This is a genomic window from Pseudomonas sp. BF-B-15 (assembly GCF_019946675.1).
Lineage (GTDB): Bacteria > Pseudomonadota > Gammaproteobacteria > Pseudomonadales > Pseudomonadaceae > Aquipseudomonas > Aquipseudomonas migulae.
In genome coordinates this window covers 1-16,981 of sequence record NZ_JAGYFZ010000119.1, presented here as the reverse complement: position 1 = coordinate 16,981, position 16,981 = coordinate 1, and the positions used below count along the sequence as shown (strand labels likewise).

13 protein-coding genes and 1 pseudogene are annotated in these 16,981 nt (G+C 59.9%); 10 read left to right on the top strand and 4 right to left on the bottom strand.

From position 1 onward, the window contains the following. Positions 1–233: 233 nt before the first annotated feature. Positions 234–833: an FMN-dependent NADH-azoreductase gene (locus tag KGA97_RS25930; protein WP_207286301.1), complete on the bottom strand. Its 600-nt coding sequence runs from the start codon at positions 831–833 to the stop codon at positions 234–236. Between the two features lie 234 nt (positions 834–1,067). After that, entirely contained in the window at positions 1,068–1,382 is a 315-nt protein-coding gene (locus tag KGA97_RS25925; RefSeq protein ID WP_008034289.1) for a hypothetical protein, read from the bottom strand. 49 nt (positions 1,383–1,431) lie between these two features. Between KGA97_RS25925 and KGA97_RS25920 the strand changes: the two genes are divergently transcribed. The 8 genes and pseudogenes from KGA97_RS25920 (at position 1,432) to flgE (ending at position 9,868) form a co-directional block, all read left to right on the top strand. Beyond that, positions 1,432–2,355 (top strand): LysR family transcriptional regulator, encoded by a 924-nt coding sequence (locus KGA97_RS25920; protein ID WP_008034291.1) that lies wholly within the window; start codon positions 1,432–1,434, stop codon positions 2,353–2,355. A gap of 14 nt (positions 2,356–2,369) precedes the next feature. Beyond that, positions 2,370–3,175 (top strand): annotated as a pseudogene (locus KGA97_RS25915) (alpha/beta fold hydrolase). 3 nt (positions 3,176–3,178) lie between these two features. Next, a complete protein-coding gene (locus tag KGA97_RS25910; RefSeq protein ID WP_008040944.1) occupies positions 3,179–3,742 on the top strand; it encodes a peptidylprolyl isomerase A in 564 nt (187 codons plus the stop codon). 90 nt (positions 3,743–3,832) lie between these two features. Next, a complete protein-coding gene (locus tag KGA97_RS25905; RefSeq protein WP_223481752.1) occupies positions 3,833–5,665 on the top strand; it encodes an ABC transporter ATP-binding protein in 1,833 nt (610 codons plus the stop codon). A gap of 1,259 nt (positions 5,666–6,924) precedes the next feature. After that, positions 6,925–7,332, top strand: coding sequence for a flagellar basal body rod protein FlgB (flgB, locus tag KGA97_RS25900; RefSeq protein WP_008041767.1), 408 nt, complete (start codon positions 6,925–6,927; stop codon positions 7,330–7,332). Positions 7,333–7,335: 3 nt separating this feature from the next. Next, on the top strand, positions 7,336–7,779 hold the full coding sequence (gene flgC / locus KGA97_RS25895; protein ID WP_007937507.1) for a flagellar basal body rod protein FlgC: 444 nt from the start codon (positions 7,336–7,338) through the stop codon (positions 7,777–7,779). A gap of 15 nt (positions 7,780–7,794) precedes the next feature. Continuing rightward, positions 7,795–8,517: a flagellar hook assembly protein FlgD gene (gene flgD, locus KGA97_RS25890; RefSeq protein WP_223481751.1), complete on the top strand. Its 723-nt coding sequence runs from the start codon at positions 7,795–7,797 to the stop codon at positions 8,515–8,517. Between the two features lie 31 nt (positions 8,518–8,548). Continuing rightward, the gene (gene flgE / locus KGA97_RS25885; RefSeq protein ID WP_192227949.1) at positions 8,549–9,868 is read left to right on the top strand and encodes a flagellar hook protein FlgE; all 1,320 of its coding nucleotides are present in this window, start codon (positions 8,549–8,551) and stop codon (positions 9,866–9,868) included. A 266-nt stretch (positions 9,869–10,134) separates the two neighbouring features. Here flgE and KGA97_RS25880 read toward each other — a convergent pair whose 3' ends face one another. Beyond that, entirely contained in the window at positions 10,135–13,029 is a 2,895-nt protein-coding gene (locus KGA97_RS25880; protein ID WP_008029373.1) for a ribonucleoside-diphosphate reductase subunit alpha, read from the bottom strand. A 737-nt stretch (positions 13,030–13,766) separates the two neighbouring features. Between KGA97_RS25880 and KGA97_RS25875 the strand changes: the two genes are divergently transcribed. Both KGA97_RS25875 and KGA97_RS25870 read left to right on the top strand, forming a co-directional pair. After that, the gene (locus tag KGA97_RS25875) at positions 13,767–14,489 is read left to right on the top strand and encodes a response regulator (RefSeq protein ID WP_008041764.1); all 723 of its coding nucleotides are present in this window, start codon (positions 13,767–13,769) and stop codon (positions 14,487–14,489) included. Continuing rightward, entirely contained in the window at positions 14,486–16,096 is a 1,611-nt protein-coding gene (locus KGA97_RS25870; protein WP_008041763.1) for an ATP-binding protein, read from the top strand. The genes KGA97_RS25875 and KGA97_RS25870 overlap by 4 nt, the downstream gene beginning before the upstream one ends. A gap of 114 nt (positions 16,097–16,210) precedes the next feature. Here the strand turns inward: KGA97_RS25870 and KGA97_RS25865 are convergent, their stop codons facing one another. Continuing rightward, on the bottom strand, positions 16,211–16,936 hold the full coding sequence (locus tag KGA97_RS25865; protein ID WP_223481750.1) for a 4'-phosphopantetheinyl transferase: 726 nt from the start codon (positions 16,934–16,936) through the stop codon (positions 16,211–16,213). Positions 16,937–16,981: the final 45 nt, after the last annotated feature.

The window sequence follows — 16,981 nt, the reverse complement described above, 5'->3', positions numbered from 1 at the left end:
GTCAGCCGCTATCTCTGTTGACTGTGACACCGTCTTCGCGAGCAAGCTTCGCTCCTACAGGTTTGTGGCAAACCACTAAATCGCAGGCAAAAAAAAGCCCGATCTCGCTAAAGCGTTCAATCGGGCTACAGCACTCAGGAGCAACAAGTGCAAAGGGAGGTCGATGCGCGTACAGGCTTGAAGGGTTGCGCCAGGTCACTAGACCATCCAGCGATTATCTGGCGATTAAAGCCTCAGGCCACTTGGGAAAGCTTGGCGTTGGCCTGGTTCAGGCCCTTCTCCTGGAAGTCACCGCCCAGGTTCATGCCTTCGGCGTGGATGAAGGTCACATCGTGGATTCCGATGAAACCCATGACCTGACGCAGGTACGGTTCCTGATGATCCGCGGTGCTACCGGCGTAGATCCCGCCGCGAGCGGTCAGCACGTAAGCGCGTTTGCCGCTGAGCAGGCCTTGCGGGCCAGTGTCGGTGTATTTGAAGGTCACACCGGCTCGCAGCACGTGGTCGAGCCAGGCTTTCAGCGTGCTGGGGATCGCGAAGTTGTACATCGGTGCGGCCATGACCAATACGTCGGCGGCCAGCAATTCATCAGTCAACTGGTTGGAGCGCTCCAGGGAAGCCTGTTCGATGTCATTGCGCTGTTCGGCGGGTTTCATCCAGCCGCCCAGCAGGTTGATGTCCAGGTGCGGCACCGGATTGACAGCCAGGTCACGGACGGTGATCTGGTCGTTCGGGTGAGCGGTTTTCCACTGGTTGATGAAGGTCTGGGTCAGTTGACGCGAAACCGAGTCTTGCTGACGGGCGCTGCTTTCGATGATCAGAACGCGGGACATGGGATGTAGCCTCCATCTGAGAATGCTGTAAGTCGATGGAGTGAAGGTTAAACAGAGTCATATCGATGAAAAAGCGCAAATAACTGCTATAACCCATCAATAAATTCGTTTATAAGCTGAGCATGACCTGTAGGAGCAAGACTTGCCCGCGAAGGGGCCGTGTCATTCAACATTGATGTCGACTGGTACATCGCCTTCGCGGGCAAGCCTCGCTCCTACAAGGGGGTTGCAGTGTTATTTGGGGGTGCAGGTCAGGTTGATGCGCATCTTGATGATGGTCCGGTTGAACTTGGCAGTGGCATTTTTGTGCTTGCCGGCCGCCACTTCGATATTGCGGGTGCGCGGTGCTTCCGGACCGTTATTGAAAACCACCTTACAGACTGCATCGGTGCTGCCGAAGTTGTTGACCTGAATGGAGGCGATGTCGGTATCCGTGTCATACGCGTTGTAGTCGATGTCCATGCCGTTCAGCTGTTTTTGTACGTCGATCGGGTAGGCAAACGCAGTCAACGGCAACATCGCCAGCACCACACAACAGAATTTTTTCATTCGGCAGTCTCCAATAAGGACCGCCAGCTTAGGACAAGAGGAGCTCAAGATGAAAGCGCCCCGCGTGACCCTTGATCAATGGCGAACGTTACAGGCCGTGGTCGACCACGGCGGTTTCGCCCAGGCCGCCGAAGCGCTGCATCGCTCGCAATCGTCGGTCAGCTACACCGTGGCGCGCATGCAGGATCAACTCGGCGTGCCATTGCTGCGTATCGACGGCCGCAAGGCGGTACTGACCGAGGCCGGCGGCGTCTTGCTGCGTCGCTCGCGGCAACTGGTGAAACAGGCCAGCCAACTGGAAGACCTGGCGCATCACATGGAACAAGGCTGGGAAGCGGAAGTGCGTTTGGTAGTCGACGCCGCCTACCCCAGCGCCCGCCTCGTCCGCGCCTTGACCGCGTTCATGCCGCAAAGCCGTGGCTGCCGCGTGCGCCTGCGCGAAGAAGTATTGTCGGGCGTGGAGGAAGTCCTGCTGGAAGGCGTGGCCGACCTGGCGATCACCGGCTTTAGTATTCCCGGCTATCTGGGCGCGGAGTTGAGCGACGTCGAATTTGTCGCCGTCGCCCACCCCGAGCACGCCCTGCATCGATTGAACCGTGAACTGAATTTCCAGGACCTGGAAAGCCAGATGCAAGTGGTGATCCGCGACTCCGGCCGTCAACAGCCACGCGACGTCGGCTGGCTCGGCGCCGAACAGCGCTGGACCGTCGGCAGCCTGGCCACCGCCGCGACGTTTGTCAGCAGCGGCCTGGGATTTGCCTGGTTGCCGCGGCACATGATCGAACGCGAACTGAAGGAAGGGACGCTCAAGCTGCTACCGTTGGATCAGGGCGGTAGCCGGAACCCGAGTTTCTACCTGTATTCAAACAAGGAAAAACCCTTGGGCCCGGCCACGCAAATCCTCATCGAACTGCTGCGCACCTTCGACACCGCGCCGCTGGATGCGCCCTTCGCTGCCCCAGAACAAGCCTGACACGGAGTGATCGCATGGCCTATTTCGAACACGAAGGTTGCAATCTGCACTATGAGGAATATGGCCACGGCACGCCGTTGCTGCTGGTTCACGGGCTCGGTTCCAGCACCCTGGACTGGGAAAAACAGATCCCGGCATTGGCGGCCCGTTACCGGGTGATCGTCCCGGATGTGCGCGGCCACGGTCGCTCCGACAAACCCCGCGAGCGCTACAGCATCGCCGGGTTCAGCGCCGACCTGATCGCCCTGATCGAACATCTGAACCTCGGCCCGACACATTACGTGGGACTGTCGATGGGCGGCATGATCGGCTTCCAACTGGCGGTGGATCAGCCCCAATTGCTCAAGAGCCTGTGCATCGTCAACAGCGCGCCCGAGGTCAAATTGCGCAGCCGCGACGATTACTGGCAATGGTTCAAGCGCTGGAGCCTGATGCGTGCGCTTAGCCTGGGCACCATCGGCAAGGCCCTTGGTGGCAAACTGTTCCCCAAGCCGGAACAGGCCGAATTGCGTCAAAAGATGGCCGAACGCTGGGCAAAAAACGACAAACATGCTTATCTCGCCAGCTTCGACGCGATTGTTGGTTGGGGGGTTCAGGAACGACTTTCCAGGGTGTCCTGTCCAACCCTCATTGTCAGCGCCGACCGGGACTACACGCCGGTAGCGTTGAAAGAGAACTATGTAAAACTGCTGCCCGATGCGCGGCTGGTGGTGATCGCCGATTCGCGTCACGCCACCCCGCTGGATCAACCCGAACGCTTCAACCAAACCCTGCTCGAGTTTCTCACCGCAGTCGACACCACCACACTCAGGATCACTGACCCATGCTGAAAAAAATCGCCCTCGTCGCTGGCACCGTTCTGTTTGCCGCCAACCTGATGGCCGCTACGCCCGCCAAGGCCCCACACGTTCTGCTGGAAACCACCAACGGCCAGATCGAAATCGAACTGGACCCGGTCAAGGCGCCGATCAGTACCAAGAACTTCCTTGAGTACGTCGACAGCGGCTTCTACAACAACACGATTTTCCACCGTGTGATCCCGGGCTTCATGGCCCAGGGCGGCGGTTTCACTGCGCAGATGGCGCAAAAAGACACCAAGGCACCGATCAAGAACGAAGCCAGCAACGGCCTGCATAACGTGCGCGGCACCTTGTCGATGGCGCGTACGTCGAACCCGGATTCCGCCACCAGCCAGTTCTTCATCAACGTCGCCGACAATGCGTTCCTCGACCCGGGCCGTGACGCCGGTTACGCGGTGTTCGCCAAAGTGGTCAAGGGCATGGACGTGGTGGACATCATCGTCAATTCGCAAACCACTACCAAACAAGGCATGCAGAACGTGCCTATCGACCCGGTGCTGATCAAGTCGGCCAAACGTATCGACTAAGATCCACAGGCACAGGGATGTTGAGCGGCCGCCGGTATTCGGCGCCGCTCATAGTGTTTAAAGGAGAGCCCGCACGCGGGCGGAGAACCGATGCTTTATCGCCGTTTTGAACAATTGATTGACGTGTTCCGTGACGCCCCGACGGCGGCTCCGCCCGACCGTGTTTTCCCCTTCTATACCTATTACCTGAAGCAGGTCTGGCCAAGTTTCGCCGCCCTGCTGACCGTCGGCCTGTTCGGTGCATTGATCGAAGTGGCGCTGTTCAGCTACCTGAGCCGCATCATCGACCTTGCCCAAGGCACGCCGAACGCCAATTTCTTCAAGGAACACGGCATCGAACTGGCCTGGATGGCCGTCGTGGCGCTGATCCTGCGCCCGGTGTTCGTGGGCCTGCATGACTTGCTGGTGCACCAGACCCTGAGCCCGAGCATGACCAGCATGATCCGCTGGCAGAACCACAGCTACGTGCTCAAACAGAGCCTGAATTTCTTCCAGAACGACTTCGCCGGGCGCATTGCCCAACGCATCATGCAGACCGGCAACTCGCTGCGCGATTCCGCCGTGCAAGCGGTGGACGCGCTGTGGCATGTGCTGATCTACGCGATCAGTTCGCTGGTGCTGTTCGCCGAGGCCGACTGGCGCCTGATGATCCCGTTGTTGACCTGGATCGCTGCCTACATCGGCGCCCTCTACTACTTCGTGCCACGGGTGAAAGAGCGCTCCGTGGTGTCTTCGGATGCGCGTTCCAAGCTCATGGGCCGGATCGTCGACGGCTACACCAACATCACCACGCTGAAGCTGTTCGCCCACACCAACTTCGAGCAGCAATACGCCAAGGAAGCTATCGAAGAACAGACGGTCAAAGCCCAACTGGCTGGCCGCGTGGTCACCAGCATGGACGTGGTCATCACCAGCATGAACGGCTTGCTGATCGTCAGCACCACCGGTTTGGCGTTGTGGCTGTGGACGCAGTCGCTGATCACAGTGGGTGCCATTGCGCTGGCCACCGGCCTGGTGATCCGGATCGTCAACATGTCCGGCTGGATCATGTGGGTGGTGACCGGCATTTTCGAAAACATCGGCATGGTTCAGGACGGTTTGCAGACCATTTCGCAACCGGTCAGCGTCACTGATCACGCAGAGGCCAAACCGTTGACCGTCGCCCGGGGCGAAGTGCGTTTCGAGCACGTGGATTTCCACTACGGCAAGAAGAGCGGGATCATTGGCGACCTCAACCTGACGATCAAACCGGGTGAAAAAATCGGCTTGATCGGCCCGTCCGGTGCTGGCAAATCGACCCTGGTCAACCTGCTGCTGCGCCTCTATGACGTGCAGGGCGGGCGGATCCTGATCGACGGCCAGAACATCGCCGAGGTCGGCCAGGAAAGCCTGCGCGAGCGCATCGGCATGATTACCCAGGACACGTCGCTGCTGCACCGTTCGATCCGCGACAATTTGCTCTATGGCAAACCGGACGCCACCGATGCCGAGCTCTGGGAAGCGGTGCACAAGGCCCGGGCCGACGAGTTTATCCCGTTGCTCTCGGACGCCGAGGGGCGCACCGGTTTCGATGCGCATGTCGGTGAGCGTGGGGTGAAACTCTCCGGTGGTCAGCGTCAGCGGATCGCCATCGCTCGCGTGCTGCTCAAGGACGCGCCGATTCTGATCATGGACGAAGCGACTTCGGCGCTGGATTCGGAAGTCGAAGCGGCGATTCAGGAAAGCCTGGAAACCCTGATGCAGGGTAAAACCGTGATTGCCATTGCTCACCGGCTCTCGACCATCGCCCGGATGGACCGGCTGGTGGTGCTTGAGAAAGGCAAGATTGCCGAGACGGGGACCCATGCTGAGTTGCTGGCGCATGGCGGGTTGTATGCGCGGTTGTGGCAGCATCAGACTGGGGGGTTTGTTGGGATCGATTGATTGGGGATTGGGATTGGGGGCATATCCGTTGCTGCGGTAACGGCTTCTATTGGTTTCGCCCTTACGGCGAGTCACTTTGGAAAAGCCCCAAAGTAACCAAAGCGCTCTCGCCCCTTTCGTTCGGTGCCTCGCCTAGGCTCGGCATACCCTCGCTCCGGTCCTGCTCCGTGGGCCCGCCGCCATCGGCCATCCATGGCCGGGGGCGGCTAACCCGGCATCCATGCCGGGTTGCCCACTGCGCAGAACCTCCACTCGGCCTCTCGAGGGGGCGGTGCGTCCAGATCAAAAGCTGAAGGCGAGCTAACGCTCGGCCTGATGAGTGGTGAAAATCAAAAGCGTACGTGCCCCCTGTAGGAGCCGGCTTGCCGGCGATGGCGGTGGGTCAGTCGACACATCTATCGCCTGAAAGGACGCCATCGCCAGCAAGCTGGCTCCTACGGGGTAATGCGTATGTGTTCGGAATGTACACGCTCCCCTGTAGGAGCCGGCTTGCCGGCGATGGCGGTGGGTCAGTCGACACATCTATCGCCTGAAAGGACGCCATCGCCAGCAAGCTGGCTCCTACGGGGTAATGCGTATGTGTTCGGAATGTACACGATCCCCTGTAGGAGCCGGCTTGCTGCGGGCGGCGTTCCGACGATAGCGGTGGATCAGTCGACGCATCTATCGCCTGAAAGGACGCCATCGCCAGCAAGCCGGCTCCTACAGGGGAGCGGTGTTCAAGTCCGGAATGAGTGAGCGCAGCAGAGAAGGAGAGCGCGCACGACTGAGAGCCAGGTCGGCTTTCAGGCCGCCTCGGCGGCTGTGGCGGTAGTCGCCCCCTCGAGAGGCCGAGTGGAGGTTCTGCGCAGTGGGCAACCCGGCATGGATGCCGGGTTAGCCGCCCCCGGCCATGGATGGCCGATGGCGGCGGGCCCACGGAGCAGGACCGGAGCGAGGGTATGCCGAGCCTAGGCGAGGCACCGAACGAAAGGGGCAAAAGCCCTTGGTTACTTGGGGCTCTTCCAAGTGACTCGCCGTAAGGGCGAAACCAATAGCCGCCATAACCCCCAAAACGGATATGTACACAAACCCACAACCCAAGAGCCCAAAACCGAAAGCGGCAGAAAAGCGGCAGACGGCGGAAACCCGTTGCCGCTTTTCTGGCATTGCCGCCTTGCCCAAGCCCGCAAAGCCCCGGTTTACGGGCTTTTTTGAATTGGCACGCCGCTTGCTATATCCATCGTACGAAAAATCAGGTCACCCGAAGGTTTCCCGACATGAGCATCAGCTTCGATAAAGCGCTCGGTATCCACGAACAAGCCCTGGGCTTCCGCGCCCAGCGTGCCGAAGTCCTGGCCAACAACATCGCCAACGCCGACACCCCGAACTACAAGGCTCGGGATCTGGACTTCTCGAAAGTGCTCGCCGAGCAGAACGAGAAAACCAAGAGCGGCACATTCGCCTTGAACATGACCAACAACCGTCATATCGAAGCCGAAGGCATGGGCAATGGCGACGAGTCGCTGCTGTATCGCACGCCGATGCAACCGTCGATTGACCAGAACACCGTGGACGCCCAGCTGGAACAGTCGAACTACGCGGAAAACGCGATCAACTTCCAGGCCAGCTTCACCCTGCTCAACAGCAAATTCAAAGGGCTGATGTCAGCCATTCGCGGAGAGTAAGTCATGTCTCTATCCAGTGTTTTCAACATTGCCGGTAGCGGCATGAGCGCGCAAACCACGCGCTTGAACACCGTGGCCTCGAACATCGCCAACGCCGAAACCGTCTCGTCGAGCATCGACCAGACCTATCGCGCACGTCATCCAGTGTTCGCCACCATGTTCCAGGGCGGGCAGAGCGGCGGCAGTGATTCGTTGTTCCAGAACCAGGACGCGGCCGGTCAGGGCGTGCAAGTGCTGGGCGTGGTCGAAGACCAGAGCAATCTGGAAGCGCGCTATGAGCCGAACCACCCGGCGGCCGACGCCAAGGGCTACGTCTACTACCCGAACGTCAACGTGGTTGAAGAAATGGCCGACATGATTTCCGCGAGCCGTTCGTTCCAGACCAACGCCGAAATGATGAACACCGCCAAAACCATGATGCAGAAGGTCCTGACCCTCGGTCAGTGATAAGGGGCGACTCAGATGAGTGTTACCGATACCACTAGCGGCATTAGCCTCAAAGACATCCTGGCCAACTCCTCGATCAAGACCAACACCAGCGCCGATGGCCTGGCGTCCGCCACGAACAGCGCAACCGGCAAAAAGGCCCTGGGCAAGGACGCGTTCCTGCAGTTGCTGGTGACACAGCTGAAGAACCAGAACCCGCTGGAGCCGCAGGACAACGGCGAGTTCGTTGCCCAGCTGGCGCAGTTCAGCAGCCTGGAAGGCATCACCACGCTCAACACCACCGTGAGTGGCCTGGCCAGCAATTACAACTCGTCCCAGGCCCTGCAGGCTTCGTCGCTGGTCGGGCGTTCGGTCATCGCGCCGAGCGAGAAGGCCGTGGTCGATACCTCCAAGAGCTTCAACGGGACCGTCGCGGTTCCGGCCTCGGTGGACCCGGTGAAAGTGAAGATTAGCGACGCCGATGGCAAGGTCATCCGCACCATCGACCTGGGCAGCCAAAAAGCCGGCAGCGCCAGTTTCATCTGGGACGGCAAGAACGATGCAGGCGAAGTGGCCAAGGCGGGTACGTACACCTTCGGCGCTACCGCGACCTACGACGGCAAGGCGACTTCGCTGGTGACGTACCTGCCGGCGACTGTCAGCAGCGTGACCATCAGCCAGACCGGTGGTGAGTTGATGCTCAATCTCGCCGGTGGGGGCAGCATCGCCCTGTCCAAAGTACAAACAATTGGTATGTAGAGCCGACTAACACGGCACAAAGGAGTGGAATATGTCTTTCAATATCGGCCTTAGCGGTCTCTATGCAGCCAACAAACAACTGGACGTGACCGGCAACAACATCGCCAACGTCGCGACCACCGGTTTCAAATCGTCCCGTGCGGAATTCTCGGACGTTTACTCGGCCACCAAGCTGGGTTCCGGTAGCAAAACCATTGGTAACGGCGTGCGCCTGGCCAACGTTTCCCAGCAGTTCACCCAGGGCGACGTCAACAACACCGGCAACGTGCTGGACATGGGCATCAACGGTTCCGGCTTCTTCGTGCTGAACGACAACGGCTCGCTGTCCTACACCCGTGCCGGTACGTTCAAGGTCGACAAGGACGGTTACGTCACCAACACCGACGGCACTTCGCGTCTGCAAGGTTACGGCGTGGACGCCAACGGCAAGATCATCAACGGCGTGTTGACCGATCTGCGTATCGATACTTCGAACCTGGCGCCAAAAAACACCTCCACGGTGTCGTCGACGATCAACCTGAACTCCACCGCACCGGTTATCGATCAGGTTGCCACCCCGTTTGATTCGACCAAAGAAGCCACCTTCACCAAACAGTTCAGTACCCCGATTTATGACACTCAGGGTAACAAGCACGTCATGGACCAATACATGGTCAAGACCGGGGCGAACACCTGGAAAACCTACACCCTGATTGATGGTCGCAACCCGAATGGCACCGACCCTAGTCCTACCGCGGTTCCGTTGAACCTGCCGGTCGCTTCGACCATGGTGTTCGATACCTCGGGCAATCTGGTTTCGGTTACCACTCCGGCCGTTCCGGCGCCGATCGTGAGCCCTGACCTGAGGGTCACCGGCTGGATTCCCGGTGACGTGAAAAATGGCGTGTGGACAGCGAACGGCGCTACTTCCGGCGTCGTTACGGTCTCCATGGCCAAAACCTCGCAATACAATGCTGACACCGCGCGTTCGATTCCTACGCAGAACGGCTACGCCACCGGCCAGATCACCAACCTGACCATCGATGGCAGCGGTATCATGCTGGCCAACTTCAGCAACAGCCAGACCAAGGCCATCGGCCAGATCTCGCTCGCCAGCTTCACCAACGAGCAAGGTCTGCAGCCAGTAGGCGGCACCAGCTGGAAAGAAACCTACGCGTCGGGTATCCCGGGCTACGATGCGCCGAACACCGGCACCTTGGGCGAGATTCACTCCAACTCCCTGGAAGAGTCCAACGTCAACCTGACCAGCGAGCTGGTCGACCTGATCAAGGCGCAGAGCAACTACCAGGCGAACGCCAAGACCATCTCGACTCAAAGCACCATCATGCAGACCATCATTCAGATGACCTGATGCTGGATAGCGCTGCATAAAAAGCCCCTCGCAAGAGGGGTTTTTTTATGGCCGGTATTTTGTGTTGTCAGGGAGGGCCTCTTCGCGGGCAAGCCTCGCTCCTACAAAGCTCTTTGTCGTTCACAAAACCTTGTAGGAGCGAGGCTTGCCCGCGAAGGCGTCATACCAGTCACCACATTTCCATGGGCAAAAGAAAACCCCCGACCAATCCAGAGGACCGATCGGGGGTTGTCGAGTAAGCGCCTTTCAGCGCCTACCGGCTCAGCTTATTGGCAAGCTTCGCAATCCGGCTCGTCGATGGCGCAAGCCTTCGGCACTGGAGCAGGACCGGCAGGAGCTGCCAGGACCGAATCTTCACCGTGGTTGCCGCCGCTGGAAACAGCGTTCAGCTTGCCGGTGTTGATGGTCGACTTCTCGGTGCTGGTCGCGGCCAGGGCACGGAGGTAGTAAGTGGTTTTCAGGCCACGGTACCAGGCCATGCGGTAGGTCACGTCCAGCTTCTTGCCCGAGGCGCCGGCGATGTACAGGTTCAGCGACTGAGCCTGGTCGATCCACTTCTGACGACGGCTTGCCGCGTCGACGATCCACTTGGTGTCCACTTCGAAGGCAGTCGCGTAGAGCTCTTTGAGTTCTTGCGGGATGCGCTCGATCTGCTGCACCGAACCGTCGTAGTACTTCAGGTCGTTGATCATGACCGAGTCCCACAGACCGCGAGCCTTCAGGTCGCGAACCAGGTACGGGTTGATCACGGTGAATTCGCCCGACAGGTTCGATTTCACGTAGAGGTTCTGGTAGGTCGGTTCGATCGACTGCGAGACGCCAGTGATGTTGGCGATGGTCGCGGTCGGTGCGATGGCCATGATGTTGGAGTTACGAATGCCTTTCTGTACACGGGCGCGAACCGGTGCCCAGTCCAGGGATTCGTTCAGGTCAACGTCGATGTACTTCTGGCCGCGCTGCTCGATCAGGATCTGTTGCGAATCCAGCGGCAGGATGCCTTTGGACCACAGCGAACCCTGGAACGTCTCGTACGCGCCGCGCTCGTCGGCCAGGTCGCAGGACGCCTGGATCGCGTAGTAGCTGACCGCTTCCATCGACTTGTCGGCGAACTCGACGGCAGCGTCGGAACCGTAAGGAATGTGCTGCAGGTACAAAGCGTCCTGGAAGCCCATGATGCCCAGACCGACCGGACGGTGCTTGAAGTTGGAGTTCTTCGCTTGTGGCACCGAGTAGTAGTTGATGTCGATAACGTTATCGAGCATGCGAACAGCGGTGTTCACGGTGCGTTCCAGCTTGGCGGTGTCCAGCTTGCCGTTGACGATGTGGTTCGGCAGGTTGATCGAGCCCAGGTTGCAAACGGCGATCTCGTCCTTGTTGGTGTTCAAGGTGATCTCGGTGCACAGGTTCGAGCTGTGGACCACGCCAACGTGCTGCTGCGGGCTGCGCAGGTTGCACGGATCTTTGAAGGTCAGCCATGGGTGGCCGGTTTCAAACAGCATGGACAGCATTTTGCGCCACAGGTCTTTGGCCTGGATGGTCTTGAACAGCTTGACCTTGCCCGGGTACTCGGTCAGGGCTTCGTAGTACTCGTAACGCTCTTCGAAAGCCTTGCCGGTCAGGTCGTGCAGGTCCGGTACTTCGGATGGCGAGAACAGGGTCCACTTGCCGTCATCGAAGACGCGCTTCATGAACAGGTCAGGGATCCAGTTGGCGGTGTTCATGTCGTGGGTACGACGACGATCATCACCGGTGTTCTTGCGGAGTTCGATGAACTCCTCGATGTCCATGTGCCAGGTTTCCAGGTAGGCACACACAGCGCCTTTGCGCTTGCCACCCTGGTTAACGGCAACGGCGGTGTCGTTGACGACTTTCAGGAATGGAACCACGCCCTGGGATTTGCCGTTGGTGCCCTTGATGTACGAACCGAGTGCACGAACCGGGGTCCAGTCGTTGCCCAGGCCGCCGGCGAATTTCGACAACATGGCGTTGTCGTGGATCGCGTGGTAGATGCCCGACAGGTCATCCGGCACGGTGGTCAGGTAGCAGCTGGACAGCTGTGGACGCAGGGTACCGGCGTTGAACAGGGTCGGAGTCGACGACATGTAGTCGAAGGACGACAACAGGTTGTAGAACTCGATCGCACGGTCTTCTTTCTGCTTCTCTTCGATCGCCAGGCCCATGGCCACGCGCATGAAGAAGATTTGCGGCAGTTCGAAGCGGATACCGTCCTTGTGGATGAAGTAACGGTCGTACAGGGTTTGCAGACCCAGGTAAGTGAACTGCTGATCGCGCTCGTGGTTGATCGCCTTGCCGAGTTTTTCCAGGTCGAAGGTGGCCAGGACCGGGTTCAGCAATTCGAATTCGATACCCTTGGCGATGTACGCAGGCAATGCCTTGGCGTACAGGTCGACCATCTCGTGGTGGGTCGCGCTTTCGGCAACGTTCAGGAAGCTCAGGCCTTCGGCACGCAGGGTGTCCATCAGCAGGCGGGCGGTCACGAACGAGTAGTTCGGCTCACGCTCGACCAGGGTACGAGCGGTCATCACCAGAGCGGTGTTGACGTCGGTCAGGGCCACGCCGTCGTACAGGTTTTTCAGGGTTTCGCGCTGGATCAGGTCGCCGTCGACTTCTTCCAGGCCTTCGCACGCTTCGGTGACGATGGTGTTCAGGCGACCCATGTCCAGCGGTGCAAAAGTGCCGTCGGCGCGGGTGATGCGGATCGACGGGTGAGCGTTGACCGCTTCTTCTGCCGGAGCGTGGGCAGCGCGTTGTTTCGAACGACCGTCGCGGTAGATCACGTAGTCGCGAGCCACTTTCTGCTCACCGGCACGCATCAGGGCCAGTTCGACCTGGTCCTGGATTTCTTCGATGTGGATGGTGCCGCCCGACGGCATGCGACGCTTGAAGGTCGCGGTGACCTGTTCGGTCAGGCGGGCCACGGTGTCATGGATTCGCGACGAAGCGGCAGCGGTGCCGCCTTCAACTGCGAGAAACGCTTTGGTGATCGCGACGGTGATCTTGTCATCGGTGTAAGGAACGACAGTGCCGTTACGCTTGATCACGCGCAGTTGGCCAGGCGCGGTGGCGGACAGATCCGAAGTCGAATCAGCGGCCTGCGGCAAAGTGCCCTGCGGGTTCTCGCGAGTTGTGTCGGTTTGCATGGGGGGTTGTCTCCACATTCTCTATGTTTGTTTGGGCACCATCACGGTGCCCACCGTTCCGTCCTGAAGCACTACAACCGGCTGGGCCGGGCATACCAACTTCGGGACAGATCAGGAAGGGGGCTGTTGGGGCGCCGCTTCCATGCCGAAGTCTTTGGTCCCAGGCCTTGAGCCTGACACCAGGATCCTTTTGGGTGACAGTAATCGACTGCAACACCCGTACCGTTAACGCCGTTTCCGGCTCAAAAACAGTAGCCATCCGCACGCGCGGTTTGGTCTTTCGAAAATACGTTTGGTTCAACCGGAAAGAGGCAATAAAAGCGCTTGAAATCGGTGTCCGGTTTGTGTTTGGTTTTTGGCGTAAAACCCTACATGTAGGGTTTTTTTCGCGCCGGGGTACAAGATAATGCGTTTCGGAGGGTGTTGCAACGTACTACCTGTGGATAAACCTGTGCGTAAATTGTGTGTGAAAGGTGGAACGAGCGTGTAGGCCGCGACCTAGCTGGAGCGGACTGTTTTTCACTGATTTTCAGCGATTGAAAACAGTCATTCGGATTTTTAAGGGCGCGAACCCTATCACAAAAAACCGGGTTGTCCGAACGCATTTGCCGGCTTGTGTTCTCGGCGGGCGACGTTTATACAATCGGCCGATGGTTACGCATTCTTATCCTCCCCAATCATTACAAAAAGACGGGCGGATCCTTCCTTATTAGTGTTGTTGGCAAGCAGAGGTCACCGTGGAGCAAGAAGCCTGGCAGGTATTGATAGTGGAAGACGACCAGCGTCTGGCCGAACTGACCCGCGAATACCTGGAGGCCAATGGCCTGCGTGTGTCGATCGAAGGCAATGGCGCCCTGGCGGCCGCACGCATCATCAAGGAGAAACCGGACCTGGTGATCCTCGACCTGATGCTGCCGGGCGAAGACGGCCTGAGCATTTGCCGCAAGGTCCGCGACAAGTACGACGGGCCGATCCTGATGCTCACCGCGCGTACCGACGACACCGATCAAATCCTCGGCCTCGACCTGGGCGCCGACGACTACGTCTGCAAACCGGTTCGCCCACGCCTGCTGCTGGCCCGCATCCAGGCCTTGTTGCGGCGCAGTGAAGCGCCTGAACCCGTCCCGGAAAAACAGCGGCGCCTGCAATTCGGCCCGCTGGTGGTGGACAACGCCTTGCGTGAAGCCTGGCTGCACGACAACGGCATCGAGCTGACCAGCGCCGAGTTCGACCTGCTGTGGCTGTTGGTGGCCAATGCCGGGCGCATCCTCTCTCGTGAAGAGATTTTCACCGCACTGCGCGGCATCGGCTATGACGGCCAGGACCGCTCGATCGACGTGCGCATTTCGCGCATCCGGCCGAAGATCGGCGATGACCCGGATCATCCGCGCCTGATTAAAACCATCCGCAGCAAAGGTTACCTGTTCGTGCCCGAAGCCTGCGTAGACCCGTCGCTGTGAACTCGATCTTCCTGCGCATCTATGGCGGCATGTGCGCGGCGCTGATTCTGGTGGCGGTGCTCGGCGTGCTGGCCCTGCACATGCTCAACCAGGTGCGCAGCGAGCAGTACCGCGAACGCCTGGCCCATGGCACGTTCTCGTTGATGGCCGACAACCTGCAACCGATGAACGAAACCCAGCGTCACCGCGCCTTGCTGGTGTGGGAACGCCTGCTCGGGATTCCTTTGGCGCTGAAGACCTTCGCCCAGACCGATCTCGACCTGACTCAGCGCACCCGCGTGCTACGCGGTCAGGCGCTGGTGGAGCAGACCGGTCCGCATGCGGCGAAGGTCTATCGACTGATCAGCGACAAGGAGCAGTTGGTGCTCACGGGGGAGGTGCAGCAGATCAGCGAGCAACTGGCCCGCGCGACTATTTACCTGCTCGCCGATGAGCTGGTGCGCGTGCCGGTGGCCGAGCAGCCCAAGCGACTGGCGCAGTTGAAAGAAGACAAGGGGTTTGGTTTCGACTTGCGGCTGGTCACGGTCGGCGAAGCGGACATGGACGAAGACCAGAGCCGTCGGGTGGCCGAAGGCGATACGGTAATGGCGCTGGGCAAGGGCGGCGATTCGATCCGGGTGTTTGCCGGCATGGTCGGCACGCCGTGGGTGCTGGAAATCGGTCCGCTATATCAGATGAATCCTTACCCGCCGGAGTGGCTGGTGCTGATCGCGGCGCTGGGCTTGAGCCTGATCGGGTTGATCGTCTATCTCTTGGTGCGGCAACTGGAGCGTCGTTTGCGCGGGCTCGAAGCGGCCGCCACGCGTATCGCCAAAGGCAGCCTGGAAACCCGTGTGCCGGCGCGCGGCGCCGACTCGGTGGGACGTCTGGCCTCGGCGTTCAACGGCATGGCCGAGCACTTGCAGCAGTTGCTGGCGATCCAGCGTGAACTGGTACGCGCGGTGTCCCACGAATTGCGCACGCCGGTGGCGCGGCTGCGTTTCGGTCTGGAGATGATCGGATCGGCCACCACGCCGCAGGCGCTGGAGAAGTACCGCGAGGGCATGGATCACGACATTGAAGACCTTGATCGGCTGGTGGACGAGATGCTCACTTATGCGCGGCTGGAACAGGGTTCGCCCGCGCTGAATTTCCAGCGGATCGACCTGGATGCGTTGGTCAATCAAGTGATCGAAGAATTGGCGCCCTTGCGTGCCGACGTCACGGTGCAGCGCGGTTTGTGCCTCTCGGCCGCCGATTGCGATGATGCCTGGGTCGAGGCCGAACCCCGTTACCTGCACCGGGCGATCCAGAACCTGGTGAGCAACGCCATGCGCCATGCCTCATCGCGGGTGACCGTCAGCTATCAGGTCGGGCAGCAGCGTTGTCGGGTGGACATCGAGGATGACGGGCCGGGTGTACCGGAATCCGCGTGGGAGAAAATATTTACGCCGTTTTTGCGTCTCGATGACAGCCGAACCCGTGCTTCGGGCGGGCATGGATTGGGGTTGTCGATCGTGCGGCGGATCATCCATTGGCATGACGGGCGAGCGTTGATCAGCAAGAGCAAGAGCCTGGGTGGGGCGTGTTTCAGCTTGAGCTGGCCGCGCAATCAGGAGAAGCGTTGAGATTTTTGTTGTCCCGGAAATCGCCTTCGCGGGCAAGCCTCGCTCCTACAGGATCACATTCCCTGTAGGAGCGAGGCTTGCCCGCGAAGAGGCCCTGTCCGACACCAAAGATCTTCAGGCCTTGATACTGACCAGACTCAACAACTGCCCATCCTTGACCCCGAACTGCGCATCCAGCTCGGTGCCATGGCGCCATTCACTGGACAGGTCCGTCAACAATCGCAACCGCACCTCACCCGCCTCGGACCACTCCAGCACCTCGGCATGCTCGAAGTAGAATCGCTGCTGAACAATCGGATACAGCGCCTTGAACAGACTCTCCTTCACCGAAAACGTCAGCGTCACCAGCAGCGCCAGTTGATCGCGATGGCCTGCCGCCATGCGTTGTAACTCCGGCGGGGTGAGAATTTCCCCGGCCAGGCGCTCGGCCCGTTCAGGGTTGAGCAGGTTTTCCAGGTCCATCCCCAGGCCGCGCCAGTGGGTTTTCTGCGCGACAATCGCCGCAGCGCGGCCGGTGCTGTGGGTGATCGAGCCGCAGATGTGCGCGGGCCAGACCGGCGCCCGGTCTTCGCCAATGGCCGGGGTAAAATTCAGCCCTTCCAACCGCTGCAACGCGGCGCGAGCGCAAACCCGGCCGGCGAGAAATTCGGCCTGACGCTTGGCCACCGAACGCCGGATGGTCGCGGGCGGCTCGATGGCGCTGCGCTGAAAGTCATCGGCGGCCAGTTGCGAGGTGTTGAAGTGCGTGCTCAGCAGCACCGTATCGGGCAACACGAACGGCAGCGGCCAATGGGCATCGAGTGGGGTGCAGCAGGCGGGCAGGGCGGGGACGGGATTCATGTCGGGCATTTTGCCGGGTTGCCTTGAAGCTGGGTAGTGCAAAGG